Raw genomic sequence first — 16668 nt, 5'->3', positions numbered from 1 at the left:
GTTGAACGTACCCGGTCAGTGTAGATCGCGCGGCCTCGCCTGGGACTCCGGATCTTGCCATGGCCGGCCCGGCCCGGCCCGGCCTTAGAAGCCGACGGCCTGGCCGTCGCGCCGGGAATCCGACGCGGCCACGTAGCCGCCCTGGGGCAGGCGGCAGATCAGTTGCGCCGAGCCGAATTCCAGGCTGTCGGCGGGCGCCACCGCCACGTTGTGGCCGCGGGCGCGCAGCGCCTCGACCACGTCCGCGGGCAGGTGCGCTTCGACGTTGACCACGGGGCCCTTCTCCACGCGGAAGCGCGGCGCGTCGCTCATGGCCTGCGGGTTCTGGCCGAACGCGGCCAGGCGGGTGACCATTTGCAGATGCCCTTGGGCCTGCATCGATCCGCCCATCACGCCGAACGACATCAGCGGCTGGCCGCCGCGCGTGACGAAGGCGGGGATGATGGTGTGCATCGGCTTCTTGCGCGGCGCCACCTGATTGGCGTGGCCGGGCGTGAGCACGAAGTTCAGGCCGCGGTTGTGCAGGCTGATGCCCGTGTCCGGCACCACGACGCCGGAACCGAAGCCGTGGTAGTTGGACTGGATGAAGGACACCATGGTGCCGTCGGCGTCGGCCGCCGTCAGGTACACCGTGCCGCCGGTGGCCGGCGTGCCCGCCACCGGCACGCTGGCGCGGTCCATGGAGATCAGGCGCGCGCGCTCGGCCAGGTAGGAGCGGTCGAGCAGGGCGCGGGCGTCGGTGCGCATGTGGCGCGGATCGGCGACGTGGTGATGCAGGTCCGCGAAGGCCAGCTTCATCGCCTCGATGCTGACGTGGTAGTAGTCGGCGCTGTCGCGGCCCATGCCTTCCAGGTCGAACTGTTCCAGCATGCCCAGCGCCATCAGCGCCGAAATGCCCTGGCCGCTGGGCGGGATTTCGTGCAGCTCGTAGCCGCGGAACGACTGGGAAATGGGGGCGACCCATTCGGGGCGGTGCTCCGCCAGGTCGGCGGCGCTGAGCGCGCCGCCGGTCTGGCTGGCGAAGTCGGCGATCTTGCGGGCCAGTTCGCCGCGGTAGAAGCTCTCGCCGCCGCTTTCCGCGATGTCGCGCAGGGTCTTGGCCTGGGCCGGGAAACGCCACCATTCGCCGGCTTGCGGGGCCCGTCCCTGCGGCAGGAAAGCCGCGGCAAAGCCTGGTTCCTGCGCCAGCCTGGGCGCCTGCGTCGCCCATTGGCGGGCGATGGTGGGCGATACCGCGAAGCCCTCTTCGGCGTAGGCGATGGCGGGCTCGAACAGCTGGGCGAAAGGCAGCTTGCCGAAGCGCTCGGACAGTGCTTTCCAGCCCGCCACCTGGCCCGGCACGGTGACGGTGCCCCAGCCGGTGCCGGGCATGGCGTCGCGGCCGTTGAAGTACTCCGGCGTCCAGGCCGCGGGCGAGCAGCCGCTGGAGTTCAGGCCGTGCAGCTGGCCGCCGTGCCAGACCAGCGCGAACATATCGCCGCCGATGCCGTTCATGACGGGTTCCAGCACCGTCAGCGCGATTGCCGTGGCGATGGCGCTGTCGACCGCATTGCCGCCGGCCAGCAGCATGCGCAGGCCGGCCTGCGCCGCCAGGGGTTGGCTGGTCGCGACCGCGTTGGCGGCCAGGACCGGCATTTTTCGGGAGGCGTAGGGAAAGGACCAATCGAAGGGTGAGGACATGGGTGCTGGAGCTCGTCTTGGAAATTACTGCGGGGTGATGCCGGCCTGGTCGATCAGCTGCTTGGTGCGCGGGATCTCGGCCTTGATGAAGGCGGCGAATTCTTCGCGGGTGCCGCCGCGAGGCTCGGCGCCGGTTTCCGCCAGCTTACTGCGCAGCGCCGGATCGGCAAGCACTTTGTTGACCGCGCGGTTCAGCTTGTCGAGCACCGGGGCGGGCGTGCCTTCGGGCGCCACCAGGCCGTACCAGGGCGCGATGTCGTAGCCGGCATAGCCCTGTTCGGCGATCGTGGGGATGTCCGGCGCCAGCGCCGAGCGCTTGGAATTGGACATGCCGAGTGCCAGCAGCGCGCCGCTCTTGGCCTGCGGCAAGCCCGTCATGATGGTGTCGAAGTACATCGAGACCTGGCCGCTGAGCAGCGCGGGTATGGCTTCGCCCGCGCCCTTGTAGGGCACGTGCAGGATGTCGATGCCTGCCACGGACTTGAGCATTTCGCCGGCCATGTGCGAGGTGGTGCCCGTGCCGAAGGAGGCGTAGGTCAGCTTGCCGGGATTGGCGCGCGCGTAGGCGACCATTTCCGGCAGGGTCTTGAAGGGCTGCGAGGGATTGGCCAGCAGGATGTTGGGCGTATAGGCCACCATCGACACGAGCTCGAAGGCGTCGGGGTCGTAGGCCAGGCGTTTTTGCAGATAGCGGTTGGTCACGATGGCGGCGGGGCCGCCCATCAGCAGCGTGTAGCCGTCCGGCGCGGAACGCGCCACCGAGGCGCTGCCGATGGCGGCCGCCGCACCGGGACGAGCCTCGACGACGAAAGGCTGCCCCAGCTCCGTCGACAGCGCCGCGCCCAACTGGCGCGAGATCAGGTCGGTGGCGGAACCTGCCTGGAAGGGCACGACGATGCGCACGGGATGCTGCGGCCAGTCGGTGGCCTGGGCGCCGGCCTGGGCGGCGCAGGCCAGGGCCGCGGCGCCTGCCAGCGCCCGGATGAGACGAAACTTCATGGATTCCCCTTGATCGCGTTTATGAAGGCGTGGGGGGATTAGACGCAATGGCTCGTCCGCCATCCATTGGTGTTTGCATCCATGGATCATTGGATCCAATTTGTGTTATTTTTGCGTTTATCTATCATGGCGGCTTTGCGGGGCCCGCATCAGGCGGCCTTGAGTATCAATAGGCCCCGGCCTTGGGAAAACGATGCTGCAATTCCAGAAGACAGCGATCAGCGCCGAAGACGAGGCGTACCTGCACCTGCAGCGGGAGATCCGGCTTGGGCGCTACGCGCCGGGCCAGCGGCTGGTGCCCGAGGTGGTGGCCGCCGAGATCGGCACCAGCCGCATGCCCGTGCGCGGCGCGCTGCGCCGGTTGGCCTCCGAGGGCCTGGTCGAGATCCGCGCCAATCGCGGCGCGGTGGTGCGCGGCCTGAACCAGCAGGAAATGCTGGAAGTGTTCGAAATGCGCTCCGTGCTGGAAGGCCTGGCCATGCGCAATGCAGTGCTGAATATGAATGCCGAGCACATCCGCCGGCTGTCGAATTCGCTTGAGCTGCTGGAGCAGGGCCCGGGCGAGGACCTGGACTGGACCACCGCCCACCGCGAATTCCACGAATACCTGTGCAGCTTCTGCCAGCAGCCGCGCCTGCTGCGCCAGCTCTCCGAGCTGCATTCCGTCGTCGAACCCTATATGCGCCTGTGGGCGGCCCAGCCAGGCCGCGTCCTGCGGGTGCGCGAGTCGCACCAGGAGCTGATCGATGCCCTGCGCACTCGCGATCCGGCGCGCTGTGAAGCGGCGATGCGGCAGCACGTGCTGAACACGGTGCCGGCCTTGCAGGCGTTCCTGGAGCAGGCGGCCTAGGGCGGCCTTGCTTTAGACTGGGGCATCCGTAGCGACGAGCCCCGCCATGACCGAATCCGCCGACACCCTGATCCGCCGCCTGGCGTTGCAGCCGCATCCCGAGGGCGGCTACTACCGCGAAACCTACCGCGCCGCCGGCGCCGTGACGCGGGCCGACGGCAAGCGGCTGGCGGCCAGCACCGCCATCTATTACCTGCTGTGCGACGGCGCCTGGTCCGCCTGGCACCGCATCCGCGCCGACGAGCTCTGGCATTTTCACGCCGGCGCGCCGCTGCACGTCCACGTGCTGGCGCCCGACGGCGGCTACCGGCGCTTGCGCCTGGGCAACGCGCTGGCCGACGAGGGCGCCGAATTCCAGGGCGTCGTGCCGGGGGGCAGCTGGTTCGCCGCCGAGCTCGCCGAACCGGGCGGCTACGCGTTGGCGGGCTGCACGGTGGCGCCGGGGTTCGAATTCAGCGAGTTCGAGCTGGCCGACGCCGGCGAACTGCGCCGCCTGTATCCCGCGCAGGCCGAGCTGATCGCGCGGCTGGCGCGCTAGCCGCCGCTGGTTCGCGCGGGTCGGCCCTCATCAGCTGGCCGGCGACAGTCCGGGCGGGTCCGCGTGACCGGGCGTCAGTCCGCGCCCTGCGCGTCCGGCCTGGCGGCCTGCCGTTTGCGGCGGGGCAACTTGGCCTCGCTGGCGAGCACACCGGCCACGATCAGCCCCGCGCCCAGCAGCGCCAGCGCGGGCAGGCGGTCGCCGGCCAGCCGGCCCACGATGCCGCCCCACACGGGTTCGCCCGCGTAGATGACGGTGGCCCGCGTGGGCGACACGGATTTCTGCGCCCAGTTCATGGTCAGCTGGATCACGGCGCTGGCCAGCCCCAGGCCGATCGCCGCGCCGGCCCACAGCCACGAGAAGGCGGGCACCGATTCGCCCAGCACCGGCATGAGCGCGAATGAAACCAGCCCTGCCGTCAGCAGCTGCACCGCGGTCACGCGGCGGCTGTCCACCGATTTGGCGAACAGGCCGATCAGGATTATCTCGGCGGCGATGGCCGCGGCCCCGGCCAGCGTGGCCGCTTCGCCCGCGCTGAAGTTCAGGGCGCCAGCCTGCGGTCCGGCCAGAAGGACCAGCCCCGAGAAGGCCAGCGCCACGCCGACCCAGCTCATCACGCCGGGCGGCTTCTTCAGCACGGCCCATTGCAGCAGCGGCACGATGGGCACGTACAGCGCGGTGATGAAGGCCGATTGGCTGCTGGAGATCGTCTGCAGGCCGTAGGTCTGCAGGAAGTAGCCGAGGAAGAGGGCGCTGCCGATGGCGATGCCGGCGCCGATCTCGCGGCGGGTGATCCCCGCCATGTGCTTGCGGAACAGCAGCAGCGCCATCCCGCCCGCGATCGTGAAGCGCACGCCGACGAAAAACAGCGGTCCGCTGTGCTGCATGGCGATCTGGATGATGAGGAAGGTGCTTCCCCACAGCATGGTGACCAGCACCAGGGCGATTTCCTGGCGGGACAGGGCGAACATCGATGTCTTGGGTGTCACGGCTTGCGTCGAATGCTACGAAATGGTGGGCAATATACTGCACCGCCTTCGGGGGGCTGGCGCGGCGCGCGCCGGTCCGAATGTGGGTCCGAACCCGGGCCGGAACCTCGGCCCGGCCGGCGGCGGTGACCGCTCACCGAACAGGTTTTGCGCCGGGGCGCCTGGCCTGCATATAGCCGGGAGTAATATGACACGTCCGGCAGCCCCAGGCCGCCGGAGAACCCGCCGTTTCGCGCCTCATTCTTTCCCGGCCTGCCGGCCGCGCCGCCTTTGCGCGCCGCCGGCGGCGTCCGCGGATCCGGGCGCGCCGGCGGGCATAAAAAGATATCGAGGAGAAGCATACGTGGACAAGCAAGAGTCGGGCGGCTGGTATTTCGGCTGGAATATCGTTGGCGCCGCTACGGCACTCACCCTGTTGACCGTCGGCCTGCGCATGGGCATCGGGCCGTTCTTCCTGCCCATGGCGGAAAGCCTGGGCTTCACCCGCAGCACGCTGTCCGGCATCGTCGCCATCGGCATGCTCTGCTATGGCCTGGGCATGCCTCTGGCGGGCTATCTGGTCAGCACGCACGGCACGCGCTTCGTGCTGCTGAGCGGGGCGGCCATCGTCGTGGCCTCGTCCATCTGGACCGTGTTCGCGAGCGGGCCCATCGAATTCCTGCTGTCCTTCGGCGTGGCCCTGTCCATCGGCCTGGCTTTCACCAGCCCGGTGGCGCTGACGCCGGTGATCAGCCGCTGGTTCACGCGCCAGCGCGGCATGGCGCTGTTCTTCCTGTCCACCGGATCGATGGCCGGCATCGCGCTGATGACGCCCACGCTCACGTTCGCGATCTCCGCCGTCGGCTGGAAGGAAACGCTGCTCGGATTCGCGGTGCTGTTCGCGCTGCTGACCGTGCCGGTGGCGCTCTTCCTCATGCGCGACGAGGCGCCCGAGCATACCGACCTGCTGCCTCACCAGATCGTGAAGAATGCCGGGGCCGCCAAGCCCGCGGCCAGGAAGCCGACCCCCAACGTGCGCGGCGCGCTGCGCACGCTGCCGTTCTGGCAGGTGGCCCTGGGCCTGTTCGCCTGTGGCTTCAGCATGAACCTGCTGGGCACGCACGGCGTGCCCATGCTGATGGACCACGGCTTCGACGCCACCACGAGTTCGCTGGGCATCGGGCTGATCGGCCTGGTGGCGATCTTCAGCACGCTGGTGCTGGGCCGCATGTCGGACCAGGTCGAGCGCCGCAACATCCTGGCCGCCATCTACCTGGTGCGCGGCCTGGGGTTCTTCGCGCTGGTGATGGTGGGCGCGCATTGGGAACTGTACGCCGCGGCCACCATCGGCGGCATCGTGTGGGCCGGCAGCGTCGCCTTGTCGTCGGCGATCCTGGCCGACGTGTACGGGATCCGCCTGGTGGGGGTGCTGTACGGCCTGGCCTACCTGGGACACCAGGTGGGCGGCATGATCAGTTCATGGCTGGGCGGCTGGGCCTACGAGACCTTCGGCACGCATTGGGTGGCGTTCGGTTCGGCCGGCGCGCTGCTGTTGGCGGCGGCGCTGATTTCCCTGCGCCTGCCCGCGCGCGGCCTCTTGAGCGGGCAGGCGGCTGCCGCCGGCAGCCGCTGAGCCGGCCAGGCCCTAGCGGTCTTTCAGCAGCGACACCAGTTCGGGCACGTAGCGGTCGCCGCCGCCCTGCGTGACCGCCTGGTCGAAGGTGTGCTGCACGGCCGCGCCGATTTCACGCACGGCGCCCGTCTCGGCGGCCATGGTGTTGTAGTAGGACAGGTCCTTCTGGGCGTTCGACATGAAGAACCGCAGCGAAGAGGGGTCCTGTTCCAGCAGATAGGGCTTGATGCGCTCCAGGGCCACGCCGCCGCCGCCGCCCTTGGCCAGCACGTCGGCGAACACGGCCGGATCGATATCCGAGCGCAGCGCGCAGGCGGCCGCTTCCGACAGCAGGGCGACCACGCCCAGCGACACGTAGTTGTGCAGCAGCTTCATGCGGTGGCCGGCGCCCACCGGGCCCGCATGCGTGATGTTCTCGGCGAAGCAGGCCAGCAGCGGCTTGCATTCTTCAAATAGCGCGGCGTCGCCGCCCACCAGCAGATTGAGCCGGCCCTCGGCGGCCTCCTTGGGCGTGCGCGTCATGGGCGCGTCCAGGAAGCGGCCGCCCGCCTGCACCACGGCCTGCGCCACTTTCTCGGTGGAGGAGGGGATGGCGGTGGAGCAGTCGATGATGACCGTGCCGGGCCGGATGCCTTCCAGCACGCCGCCCGCCGACAGCAGCACGGCCTCGACCTGCGGGCTGCCGGTGACGCACAGGATGATCACGTCCGACTGGGCCGCCAGCGTGGCGCCGTCGGCCACGCTGGTCGCGCCGGCGGCCTTCAGCGCATCCAGCGGCTGGTTGCCGGGATGGTCCAGCACCGTCAGCGTATGACCGTGCTTGACCAGATTGCTTGCGATGCCATGGCCCATGAGGCCGATTCCAACCATGCCGACTTTCGCCATCTTCCACTGCTCCTGCCATGTAGGGTGTTTGTTATCGCGTAAATCTTACTCCGACTTGCGGCGCTTCGAATATGCCGAAAGTAGCCTTCGAATCTTTCGGATGGTAAGGGGCGAAGGGCATTCCTAAAATCGTTCCACAGCCGCAGGCCTTGCCAGGCGCGGACCGAAATACAACGGAGACAGCCGCCCTCGGGGCGGCGCACAGCACCATGCCGCAAACCGCAAACGAGCCGGCGTCCAGCGCCGAGCGCCATTATTTCGAGCAGCTCGCGCAGGGCCGCTTCGCCATTCCGCAATGCCAGGACTGCGCCAGGCATCATTTCTATCCCAGGGTGGTCTGCCCGCATTGCGGCTCCGACGCGCTGCGCTGGGTCGAGCCCAGCGGCCGCGGCGAGGTCTATTCCACGACCGTCGTGCGCGCCAAGGGCGGGGACTACACCGTGTGCCTGGTGGACCTGGAAGAAGGCCCGCGCCTGATGAGCCGCGTGGTGGACATGCCGGTGGACGCGGTGCGCATCGGCCAGCGCGTGCGCGCCAGGATCGACGCCGTGGACGGCGCGCCCCTGCTGGTGTTCGTGGCGCAGACGGAGGAACGGGCATGAGCCGGAGCTATCGCGGCGCGATCGCCGTCCTGGGCACGGGCATGGCCGGGCTGGGCGATTGCCAGGGCCGTACCGAGCAGGAAATCATCGCGCAGGCCTCCCGCCGCGCCGTGGCCGCCAGCGGCCTGAAGATGCGGAACATCGACGGCATCATCACCTCCAGCCTGACCTCGCCCTGGTGGGTGATGCGGATGGCGGAATACCTGGGAATCCGCCCGCGCTTCTCCGACAGCACCATGTTCGGCGGCTCGTCCTTCATCGCCGACCTGAAGATCGCGGCGATGGCGATCGAGGCCGGCCAGTGCGAGCACGTGCTGGTCTGCTACGGCGCCAATCCGCGCAGCGCGCCCAGCAGCACGCAGATCAACCAGATGCGCGCGGCGCTGGACCCGCAGCCTTACGAGCATCCGTACAAGCCCTTCAATCCGGTATCCAGCTATGCCCTGGCCGCCGCCCGCCACATGCATCAGTACGGCACCACGCGGCGGCAACTGGCCGAAGTCGCCGTCGCGGCGCGCAAATGGGCGCAACTGAATCCGGATGCCTTCCTGCGCGAGCCGCTCACCATCGACGAGGTGCTGGGCGCCAAGATGATCTCGGATCCGCTCACCGTGCGCGACTGCTGCCTGGTGACCGACGGCGCGGGCGCCTTCGTGGTGACGCGCGCCGACCGCGCCCGCGACCTTCATCCGCGCCCCATCTACGTGCTGGGCACCGGCCATGCGCACTGGCATCGCCAGATATCCTGCATGCCGGACGTTACCGTCACGCCGGCGGTGGATTCAGGCCGGGCCGCCTTCGCCGAGGCCGGCCTGACGCCCGCCGACGTCGACCTGGTGGAGCTCTACGACGCGTTCACGATCAACCCCATCCTGTTCCTGGAAGACCTGGGCTTCTGCGCCAAGGGCGAGGGCGGCGCGTTCATCGGCGGCGGCCGCATCGAGCCGGGCGGGGACCTGCCCATGAACACCAACGGCGGCGGGCTGTCGTTCACCCATCCCGGCATGTACAGCATTTTCCTGGTGATCGAGGCCGTGGCGCAGCTGCGCCGCGAGGCGGGCGAGCGCCAGGTGCCCAAGGCCGACGTCGCGCTGGTGCACGGCAACGGCGGCGTGCTCTCCAGCCAGGCCACCGCGATTCTCTCCCACTCCCTGTGACCCACGCCATGATGAACAAGACACTCGATTCCGCCGCGCAGGCCGTGGCCGACATTCCAGACGGCGCCACCGTGCTGGTCAGCGGCTTCGGCCTGTCCGGCCAGCCCGTCGAATTGCTCGACGCGCTGGTGGAGCAGGGCGCGAGCGGCCTGACCGTGGTGTGCAACAACAGCGGGGCCCGCGACAGCGGCCTGGCGCGCCTGATCCGGCTGGGCCGCGTGCGCAAGCTGATCGCCTCGTATCCGCGCGGCGCGGAGTCCCAGGCTTTCGAGTCGGCCTACGCCGAGGGGCGCATCGAATACGAATGCGTGCCGCAGGGCACGCTGGCCGAGCGGCTGCGCGCCGCGGGCTCGGGCCTGGGCGGCTTCTTCACGCCCACCGGCTACGGCACGCTGCTGGCCGAAGGCAAGGAGACGCGCCTCATCAAGGGCGTGGGCCACGTGTTCGAGGAACCGCTGCACGCCGACTACGCGCTGGTGAAAGCCTATTGCGCCGATCCCCTGGGCAACCTGGTGTACCGCAAGGCGGGGCGCAATTTCGGCCCGCTCATGTGCATGGCCGCGGCCACCGCCGTGGTCCAGGTCCATGCGCTGGCGGAGGTCGGCGGCCTGGACCCGGAGCACGTCGTCACCCCCGGGATCTTCGTGCAGCGCGTGCTGCGCATCCCCGACGCCCAACTGACCGGAGCCCTGCAATGATCCAACGATATTCCCGCGAGGACATCGCCCGCCGCGCCGCGGCCGACATCCCGCCCGGCTCCTACGTGAACCTGGGCATCGGCCTGCCGGTCATGGCGCTGGATTACTGGACGCCGGAGCACGGCGTCACCGTGCACAGCGAGAACGGCATCCTCGGCATGCGGGCGCGCACGGAGGCCGATCCCGTGGACCCGGACCTGACCAACGCGGCCAAGCAGAACGTGGCGCTTTCTGAAGGCGGCAGCTTTTTCAACCATGCCGACTCCTTCGCCATGATGCGCGGCGGCCACCTGGACTATTGCATCCTGGGCGCCTACCAGGTCTCGGAAACCGGCGACCTGGCCAACTGGTCGCTCGGGCAGCCCGGGGTGGCCGCCGCCGTGGGCGGAGCCATGGATCTGGCCGTCGGCGCCAAGCGCGTGCACGTGCTGATGGAACACCTGACGCGGGACGGCCGGCCCCGGCTGCGCCGCCAGTGCGACCTGCCGTTGACGGGCGCGGCCTGCGTGGACCGCGTCTACACCGACTTCGCCACGCTGGACGTGACGCCGCAGGGCTTCCTGGTGCGCGACATGGCCCCGGGCCTGACGCGCGAAGCCCTGCAGGCCGCCACCGACGCGCCGCTGCGTTTCGCGCAGGAGCTTTGCGATGTCGAATGACGCCCGGCTTGAGGAATTCCGCGCGGAAGTCCGCGGCTTCCTGCGGACCCATCTGCCCGCCGACCTGCGGCGCAAGGTGCTGGACCACCAGCGCCTGGACAAGCAGGACTTCCAGCGCTGGCACCGCATCCTGCACGAGCGCGGCTGGGTCGCGCCGAACTGGCCGGCCGAACATGGCGGCGCCGACTGGAGCATCCTGCAGCGCAACGTGTTCGACGAAGAGTGCGCCCTGGCGGGCGCGCCCGAAACCGTGCCCTTCGGGCTGCGCATGGTGGCGCCCGTCATCATGGCCTATGGCTCCGCCTGGCAGAAGAGCCATTTCCTGCCGCGCATCCTGAGCGGGCAGGACTGGTGGTGCCAGGGCTACTCCGAGCCGGGCGCCGGCTCGGACCTGGCGTCCCTGACCACGCGCGCGCGCCGGGAAGGCGACGTCTTCGTGGTGAACGGCCAGAAAACCTGGACCACCTATGCCCAGTACGCCGACATGATGTTCTGCCTGGCGCGCACCGATCCCGACGCCAAGGCGCAAGAGGGCATTTCCTTCCTGCTCATCGACATGCGCAGCCCGGGCGTGTCGCTGCGGCCCATCCGGACCCTGGACGGCGGCGAGGAAATCAACGAGGTCTTCCTGGACGAGGTGAGGGTGCCGGTCTCGCACCTGGTGGGCGAAGCGGACCGCGGCTGGACCTACGCGAAGTACCTGCTGTCGCACGAACGCTTCGGCGCGGCCCGGGTGGGGCGCGCCAAGCGCGAGCTGGGCCACCTGCAAAGGCTGGCGGCCCAGCGGAAGGTTGACGGCCGCCCGCTGGCCGAGGATCCTGTCTTCGCGCAGCGGCTGGCTCAGTTGGAAATCGACACGCTGGCGCTGGAGCAGGCCAACTTGCGGCTGATCGCGCGGGACCAGCGCGGCGCCGGCCATGGCGCGGAAGCCTCGATCCTCAAGTACCTGGGCTCGACGCTGGCCCAGCGCATCAGCGAGGCCCTGGTCGACACCGCCGGCACGCATGCGCTTGCCTACCGTTCCGACGCACTCGAACGCGGTTACGCTCAGGGCGACCCGACGCCCGAGGAAGAACTGGAAGCCATGCCCGGCTTCTATCTCAACCTGCGCAAGATCTCGATCTATGGCGGAACGGACGAAGTCCAGAAGAACATCATCGCCAAGCTCGCCCTGGGCGCGGCGGACGATTACAGCGAGGACCAGCGCGCCCTGGACGATGCCGTCGGACGGTATCTGCAAGGAGAGTATCCGGCGCCCGCCGCCCGCGAGATGCTCGCCGGCGATGCGGATCCCGAAGCTTCGCCGCACTGGCGCGCCTTCGCGGACATGGGCCTGTCGGGCCTGGGCCTGCCGGCGTCGGCGGGCGGCATGGACGGCGGACTCGCCGAGCTATGCGTGGTGATGGAGCGCTTCGGCCGGCACCTGGTGATCGAACCCTACGACGCCAGCGCGGTGCTTTGCGGCCAGTTGCTGGCGCGCCTGCCCCAGGGCGAACGGACCCGCGCGCTGCTCGCCGGGATCGCGCAAGGGACGGCGCCTGTGCTGGCCCATGCCGAGCCGGATTCGGACTGGCCGCTGGACGCGCCGGGCGCGATGGCGGCGACGGCCGAACCGCAAGGCGGCGGTTGGAGGTTGAATGGCGTCAAGCGGCGCGTGCCCTACGGCGCCGGCGCGCGGCAGCTGCTGGTCACGGCGCGAGACGCCGAGGGAATGGCGGTGTTCCTGGTCGAGGCCGGCAACGCCGGCCTGCGGCGCGAGGGCGCGCCGGGGCTGGACGGCCGCCCCTACGCCGATATCGTGCTCACGGATTGCCAGGTCGATGCCGCCGCCCGGCTGGGACTGGCCGGCGAGGCCCTGGAGCAGGCGGCGGACGCGGCGCGCGTCGCCCTCTGCGCGGAGGCGCTGGGCGCCATGCAGGCGCTGCTGGAGGCCACCCGCGATCACGTGTCGGCCCGCCGCCAGTTCGGCCAGCCGCTGGGCCGCTTCCAGGCGGTGCAGCACCGCCTGGTGGACATGCTGCTGGCCCTGGAGCAGGCGCGCTCGCTGACCTGGCTGGCCGCCGCCGCGGATGCCTCCGATGCGCGCCGGCGCGCGCGCCTCGCGTCGGCGGCCAAGGCCGGTTGCGCGCAGGCGGCCCGCTACATCGGCCAGCAAAGCATCCAATTGCACGGCGGCATGGGCATGACCGACGAGCTGCCGGTAGGCCATTACGTCAAGCGCCTGCTGGCCATCGAACACACGCTGGGCGACGCCCGTTACCATCTCAACCGTTATCAGCGGCTGGCGACGGCCTGAGCCGCGCCGCCGAAAAGGGCACATCATGAGCTTGACTCCCACTTCGCCGTCCCGCGATCTCTCCGCCACCGTCCGCTACGCCCTGCACGGGCGCGCCGCGGTGATCTTCCTGGACAACCCGCCCGTCAACGGGCTGGGCGACACGGTGCGCCGGGGCATCCACGAGGGGCTGGCCGTTGCGCAATCCGATCCCGCGGTGGACGCCATCGTTATCATCGGCGCCGGGAAAGCCTTTTGCGGCGGCGCCGACATCCGCCAGTTCAATACCCCGGCCGCGACCGCCAGGCCCATGCTGCGCGACGTGATCGCGGCCATCGAAGCCTCCGCCAAGCCGGTGCTGGCCGCCATCCACGGCTTCGCGCTGGGCGGCGGGCTGGAGCTGGCGCTGGGGTGCCACTACCGCGTCGCGCAGACAGGCGCCCGGCTGGGGTTGCCCGAGGTAAACCTCGGCCTGGTGCCGGGCGGAGGCGGCACGCAGCGCCTGCCGCGGCTGATCGGCGTGATGCCGGCCCTCGACATGATCCAGACCGGCAAGCCGCTGGAGGCCAGCGCCGCCCTGGCCGCGGGGCTGGTGGACGCCGTCGCCGAAGGCGATCTGCTGGCCGCCGCGCTGCCCTACGCCCTCGAACGCGCGGCGCAGGCCTCGCATCCCATCGCCTCGCGCCGCGCCCTGAGCGCGCAAGGCGCGGATTTCCCGGGCGCCCGCGCCCGGCTCAATCCCAAGGCCCGCAACGCGCTCGCGCAGCGCGCCGCGATCGATTGCGTCGAGGCCGCCACGCGCCTGCCCATCGAGGCCGGGCTGGACGAAGAGCGCCGGCTGTTCGACGCGCTGGTCGAGGGCGACGCCTCCAAGGCGCTGCGCCACCTGTTCTTCGCCGAGAAAGAGGCGCCGCGCGTCAAGGGCGAAGGCCGCGCGGGCGCGATCGGGCGCGTGGGCATCCTGGGCGCCGGCACCATGGGCGGCGGCATCGCCATGGCGTTCGCCAACGCCGGCCTGGACGTCACGCTGTGCGAGCGAGATCGGGCGGCGCTGGACCGGGGCATGGCGCTGATCCGCAAGAACTACGACATTACCGCCGCCAAGGGCAAGCTCGACGCCGCCGGCGTGCAAGCGCGGATGGCGCGTATCTCGCCCAGCCTGGACCTCGCGGATCTGGCGCAGGCCGACCTGGTGATCGAAGCCGTATTCGAGGACATGGGCGTCAAGCAGGACGTGTTCCGTCAGCTGGACGCGATCTGCAAGCCCGGCGCGATCCTGGCCACCAATACGTCGCGCCTGAACATCGACGAGATCGCGGCGTGCACCAAGCGCCCCGAGGCCGTGATCGGGCTGCATTTCTTCAGCCCCGCCAACGTCATGAAGCTGCTGGAAGTGGTGCGCGGCGCGCGCACCGGCGCCGACGTGATCGCCACCTGCATGGCCGTGGCGCAGAAAATCGGCAAGATCCCCGTGCTGGTGGGCGTGTGCGAAGGCTTCGTTGGCAACCGCATGCTGACGGGCTATTGGCGCGAAGCGGGCTTCCTGCTCGAAGAGGGCGCCAGCCCGCGGCAGATCGACGGCGCGCTCACGCGCTTCGGCATGGCCATGGGGCCCCTGGCCATGGCCGACCTGGCGGGCATGGACATCAACTGGGCCACGCGCAAGCGCCTGGCTCCCACGCGGCCCGCGCACCTGCGCTATTCCAAGGTCGCCGACCGCATCTGCGAACTGGGCCGATTCGGCCAGAAGACGGGGGCGGGCTATTACCGCTACGAGCCGGGCAGCCGCGAGCCGCTGCCGGATCCGGTGGTCGACGGCATCATCGAAACGTGCGCGCGCGAGGCGGGCATCGTCCGCCGCGCGGTGTCCGACGAGGAAATCGTCGAGCGCTGCATGCTGGCGCTGGTCAACGAAGGCGCGCGCATCATCGAAGAAGGCATCGCGCAGCGCGCTTCCGACGTAGACGTGGTCTATGTCCATGGCTACGGCTTTCCGGGCGCGCGCGGCGGCCCCATGTTCTACGCCCGCACGCTGGGCCTGGCGGCGACGCTGGAGAAACTGCGCGCCTTGCGGCGCGAACATGGCGAGCACTGGGCGCCCGCGCCGCTGATCGAACGCCTGGTGGAGCAGGGGGCGACGGCGTTCTGACGCGTCCGCGCCGTGGCCAGGGCCGCGCCCGGCGTCATGCCGGCCGCGGCCTTCTTTGCGATACTGTAATGCCCTGGACCCACTCTTCAGCCATGACAGACACCATCCCTTCCGGATTTACCCCCTGGCATCCGAGCAGTCCCTTCATGGCGCACCTCGCCGACCTGGGCGCGCTGTACAAGCGCGACGCGGACAGCGTGTTGGCCCTGCGCGTGGGCGTGGCGCATACCAATATGCACTCGATCGCCCATGGCGGGCTGCTGGCCACGCTGGCCGACAGCGCGCTGGGACACACCATCGCGCATCAGGCGCAGGTGTCGGTCGTTACGGTGCAGATGTCGGTGGAATACCTGAACCCGGTCAAGCCGGGCGACTGGCTGGAGGCGCACGTCCGGATCGACAAACAGGGCAAGCGCCTGATCTATGCGACCTGCCTGCTGCAAGTGGAAGGCCGCGTCATGCTCAAGGCCAACGCGGTGTTCGCCGTGCGGGCGGCGCCCACGCCGGCCTCGGACGGCTGAAGCGGGCGCGGGCCGGCCGAGCGGCCGGTGCGCCGCCTGCGGCTACTCGACCTTGACGCCGGTGGTCTGGACCACGTTGCGCCATTTGGCCGTCTCGTCCGCCACGAAGGCCGAGACCTGCTTGGGCGTCATGGGGCCCAGCGGCTCGCTGTTCTGCCCGGCCAGCCGCTGCACCATCTCGGGCGAGTTCATGATCTCGCTGGTGGCCTGGTTCAGCTTGGCCACGATGGCCGGGTCCGTGCCCGCGGGCGCGTAAAAGCCCAGCCAGGTGTAGACGTCCAGGCCCGTCGCGCCGGACTCGGCGAAGGTGGGCAGGTCGGGGAACAGCTTGCTGCGCTCGGCGCTGGCGACCCCGATGGGACGCAGCTGGCCCGACTTGATGAAGGGCGCCACGCTCATTGCGTCCTGCACGGCGACCTTCAATTCTCCCGACACGACCGCGTTGGTGGCGGGCGACGCGCCCTTGTACGGAATGTGCTCCATCGGCACGCCGGTGATCTTCTTCAGCCACTCGCCGCCCAGATGGGTGGAGCCGCCGAAGCCCGCCGAACCGTAGGGCACGCCGGGCTGCGCCTTGCCCCAGCTCAGGAACTCCGGAATGGTCTTGACGGGCAGCGCCGCGTTGACCACCACCAGGTTCGGGGCGCGCGCGAGAATGGCGATGGGTTCGAAGTCCTTGACCGGGTCGTAGCGGACCTTGTCGTTGACCGCCGGGCCGATGACGTGGCCGGTGGCGTTGATCAGCAGCGTATAGCCGTCGTTCTTCTGGCGGGCCACCAGTTCGGTGCCGACCTGTCCGGCGGCGCCGGGCTTGTTCTCGACCACGAAGGTCTGGTTGAAGCGCTTGCCCAGCTCGGCCGTCAGCAGGCGCGCGACGATGTCGGTCATGCCGCCGGGGGCGAAGGCCACGACGACGGTGACGGGATGGTCGGGGTACTCGGCGCGGGCGGCGCCCGCGCCCAGGCTGCTCACGAGCAGCGCGCCCAACGCGCCGCGTCGCAGGATATTGCGGATCATGGTTGTCTCCAGGAGTCTTATCGTGAGGAAGGCGCGA

15 protein-coding genes and 1 pseudogene are annotated in these 16668 nt (G+C 69.8%); 11 read left to right on the top strand and 5 right to left on the bottom strand.

What is annotated here, in order from left to right; translation table 11 throughout:
- Positions 1–84: 84 nt before the first annotated feature.
- Positions 85–1680, bottom strand: a complete 1596-nt coding sequence (gene ggt, locus ADE01S_RS09550) for a gamma-glutamyltransferase (protein WP_062681445.1) — start codon at positions 1678–1680, stop codon at positions 85–87.
- Between the two features lie 24 nt (positions 1681–1704).
- On the bottom strand, positions 1705–2679 hold the full coding sequence (locus ADE01S_RS09545; protein ID WP_062681444.1) for a Bug family tripartite tricarboxylate transporter substrate binding protein: 975 nt from the start codon (positions 2677–2679) through the stop codon (positions 1705–1707).
- A 193-nt stretch (positions 2680–2872) separates the two neighbouring features.
- On the opposite strand from ADE01S_RS09545, the gene ADE01S_RS09540 reads away from it, so the two are divergent.
- A complete protein-coding gene (locus tag ADE01S_RS09540; RefSeq protein ID WP_062681443.1) occupies positions 2873–3529 on the top strand; it encodes a GntR family transcriptional regulator in 657 nt (218 codons plus the stop codon).
- A gap of 46 nt (positions 3530–3575) precedes the next feature.
- Positions 3576–4067, top strand: a complete 492-nt coding sequence (locus ADE01S_RS09535) for a cupin domain-containing protein (RefSeq protein WP_062681442.1) — start codon at positions 3576–3578, stop codon at positions 4065–4067.
- A gap of 74 nt (positions 4068–4141) precedes the next feature.
- Here ADE01S_RS09535 and ADE01S_RS09530 read toward each other — a convergent pair whose 3' ends face one another.
- The gene (locus ADE01S_RS09530; RefSeq protein ID WP_062681441.1) at positions 4142–5038 is read right to left on the bottom strand and encodes a DMT family transporter; all 897 of its coding nucleotides are present in this window, start codon (positions 5036–5038) and stop codon (positions 4142–4144) included.
- 361 nt (positions 5039–5399) lie between these two features.
- Between ADE01S_RS09530 and ADE01S_RS09525 the strand changes: the two genes are divergently transcribed.
- Positions 5400–6668: an MFS transporter gene (locus ADE01S_RS09525; protein ID WP_062681440.1), complete on the top strand. Its 1269-nt coding sequence runs from the start codon at positions 5400–5402 to the stop codon at positions 6666–6668.
- A gap of 12 nt (positions 6669–6680) precedes the next feature.
- Here the strand turns inward: ADE01S_RS09525 and ADE01S_RS09520 are convergent, their stop codons facing one another.
- A complete protein-coding gene (locus ADE01S_RS09520; protein ID WP_062681439.1) occupies positions 6681–7553 on the bottom strand; it encodes an NAD(P)-dependent oxidoreductase in 873 nt (290 codons plus the stop codon).
- A 209-nt stretch (positions 7554–7762) separates the two neighbouring features.
- Between ADE01S_RS09520 and ADE01S_RS09515 the strand changes: the two genes are divergently transcribed.
- The 8 genes and pseudogenes from ADE01S_RS09515 to ADE01S_RS09485 all read left to right on the top strand — a co-directional run bounded on the left by ADE01S_RS09515 (position 7763) and on the right by ADE01S_RS09485 (position 15614).
- Positions 7763–8155, top strand: a complete 393-nt coding sequence (locus ADE01S_RS09515) for a Zn-ribbon domain-containing OB-fold protein (protein ID WP_062681438.1) — start codon at positions 7763–7765, stop codon at positions 8153–8155.
- Positions 8152–9312, top strand: a complete 1161-nt coding sequence (locus ADE01S_RS09510) for a thiolase family protein (protein ID WP_062681437.1) — start codon at positions 8152–8154, stop codon at positions 9310–9312. Before ADE01S_RS09515 ends, ADE01S_RS09510 begins: the two co-directional genes overlap by 4 nt.
- 8 nt (positions 9313–9320) lie before the next feature.
- Complete coding sequence (locus ADE01S_RS09505) at positions 9321–10010, top strand: 3-oxoacid CoA-transferase subunit A (RefSeq protein WP_042794550.1); 690 nt, start codon at positions 9321–9323, stop codon at positions 10008–10010.
- Positions 10007–10669 carry a 3-oxoacid CoA-transferase subunit B gene (locus ADE01S_RS09500; protein WP_062681436.1) on the top strand — a complete coding sequence of 221 codons (663 nt, stop codon included), beginning with the start codon at positions 10007–10009 and terminating at the stop codon, positions 10667–10669. Before ADE01S_RS09505 ends, ADE01S_RS09500 begins: the two co-directional genes overlap by 4 nt.
- Positions 10659–11846, top strand: a pseudogene (locus ADE01S_RS32075) (acyl-CoA dehydrogenase family protein); the annotation flags it as partial. The gene ADE01S_RS09500 and the pseudogene ADE01S_RS32075, both read left to right, overlap by 11 nt.
- Positions 11823–12965 carry an acyl-CoA dehydrogenase family protein gene (locus ADE01S_RS32070; RefSeq protein WP_242663391.1) on the top strand — a complete coding sequence of 381 codons (1143 nt, stop codon included), beginning with the start codon at positions 11823–11825 and terminating at the stop codon, positions 12963–12965. The pseudogene ADE01S_RS32075 and the gene ADE01S_RS32070, both read left to right, overlap by 24 nt.
- Positions 12966–12990: 25 nt before the next feature.
- Positions 12991–15093, top strand: coding sequence for a 3-hydroxyacyl-CoA dehydrogenase NAD-binding domain-containing protein (locus ADE01S_RS09490; protein ID WP_062681435.1), 2103 nt, complete (start codon positions 12991–12993; stop codon positions 15091–15093).
- A gap of 92 nt (positions 15094–15185) precedes the next feature.
- The gene (locus ADE01S_RS09485; protein WP_062681434.1) at positions 15186–15614 is read left to right on the top strand and encodes a PaaI family thioesterase; all 429 of its coding nucleotides are present in this window, start codon (positions 15186–15188) and stop codon (positions 15612–15614) included.
- A 42-nt stretch (positions 15615–15656) separates the two neighbouring features.
- On the opposite strand, the gene ADE01S_RS09480 is transcribed toward ADE01S_RS09485, so the two are convergent.
- Complete coding sequence (locus ADE01S_RS09480; protein WP_082775745.1) at positions 15657–16631, bottom strand: Bug family tripartite tricarboxylate transporter substrate binding protein; 975 nt, start codon at positions 16629–16631, stop codon at positions 15657–15659.
- Positions 16632–16668 lie beyond the last annotated feature (37 nt).

This window comes from Achromobacter denitrificans NBRC 15125 (assembly GCF_001571365.1).
GTDB classification, from domain to species: Bacteria; Pseudomonadota; Gammaproteobacteria; order Burkholderiales; family Burkholderiaceae_B; genus Achromobacter; species Achromobacter denitrificans.
The sequence above is the reverse complement of the archived record's forward strand: the minus strand, read 5'-3'. Positions and strand labels throughout refer to the sequence as shown.

Excerpts from the sequence above, each read along its gene's own strand:
- ADE01S_RS09540 (WP_062681443.1), top strand. The coding sequence starts at position 2,873 with ATGCTGCAATTCCAGAAGACAGCGATCAGCGCCGAAGACGAGGCGTAC.
- ggt (WP_062681445.1), bottom strand. The coding sequence starts at position 1,680 with ATGTCCTCACCCTTCGATTGGTCCTTTCCCTACGCCTCCCGAAAAATG.
- ADE01S_RS09490 (WP_062681435.1), top strand. The coding sequence starts at position 12,991 with ATGAGCTTGACTCCCACTTCGCCGTCCCGCGATCTCTCCGCCACCGTC.
- ADE01S_RS09500 (WP_062681436.1), top strand. The coding sequence starts at position 10,007 with ATGATCCAACGATATTCCCGCGAGGACATCGCCCGCCGCGCCGCGGCC.
- ADE01S_RS09535 (WP_062681442.1), top strand. The coding sequence starts at position 3,576 with ATGACCGAATCCGCCGACACCCTGATCCGCCGCCTGGCGTTGCAGCCG.
- ADE01S_RS09505 (WP_042794550.1), top strand. The coding sequence starts at position 9,321 with ATGATGAACAAGACACTCGATTCCGCCGCGCAGGCCGTGGCCGACATT.
- ADE01S_RS09510 (WP_062681437.1), top strand. The coding sequence starts at position 8,152 with ATGAGCCGGAGCTATCGCGGCGCGATCGCCGTCCTGGGCACGGGCATG.
- ADE01S_RS09520 (WP_062681439.1), bottom strand. The coding sequence starts at position 7,553 with ATGGCGAAAGTCGGCATGGTTGGAATCGGCCTCATGGGCCATGGCATC.
- ADE01S_RS09480 (WP_082775745.1), bottom strand. The coding sequence starts at position 16,631 with ATGATCCGCAATATCCTGCGACGCGGCGCGTTGGGCGCGCTGCTCGTG.
- ADE01S_RS09515 (WP_062681438.1), top strand. The coding sequence starts at position 7,763 with ATGCCGCAAACCGCAAACGAGCCGGCGTCCAGCGCCGAGCGCCATTAT.
- ADE01S_RS09530 (WP_062681441.1), bottom strand. The coding sequence starts at position 5,038 with ATGTTCGCCCTGTCCCGCCAGGAAATCGCCCTGGTGCTGGTCACCATG.
- ADE01S_RS09485 (WP_062681434.1), top strand. The coding sequence starts at position 15,186 with ATGACAGACACCATCCCTTCCGGATTTACCCCCTGGCATCCGAGCAGT.
- ADE01S_RS09545 (WP_062681444.1), bottom strand. The coding sequence starts at position 2,679 with ATGAAGTTTCGTCTCATCCGGGCGCTGGCAGGCGCCGCGGCCCTGGCC.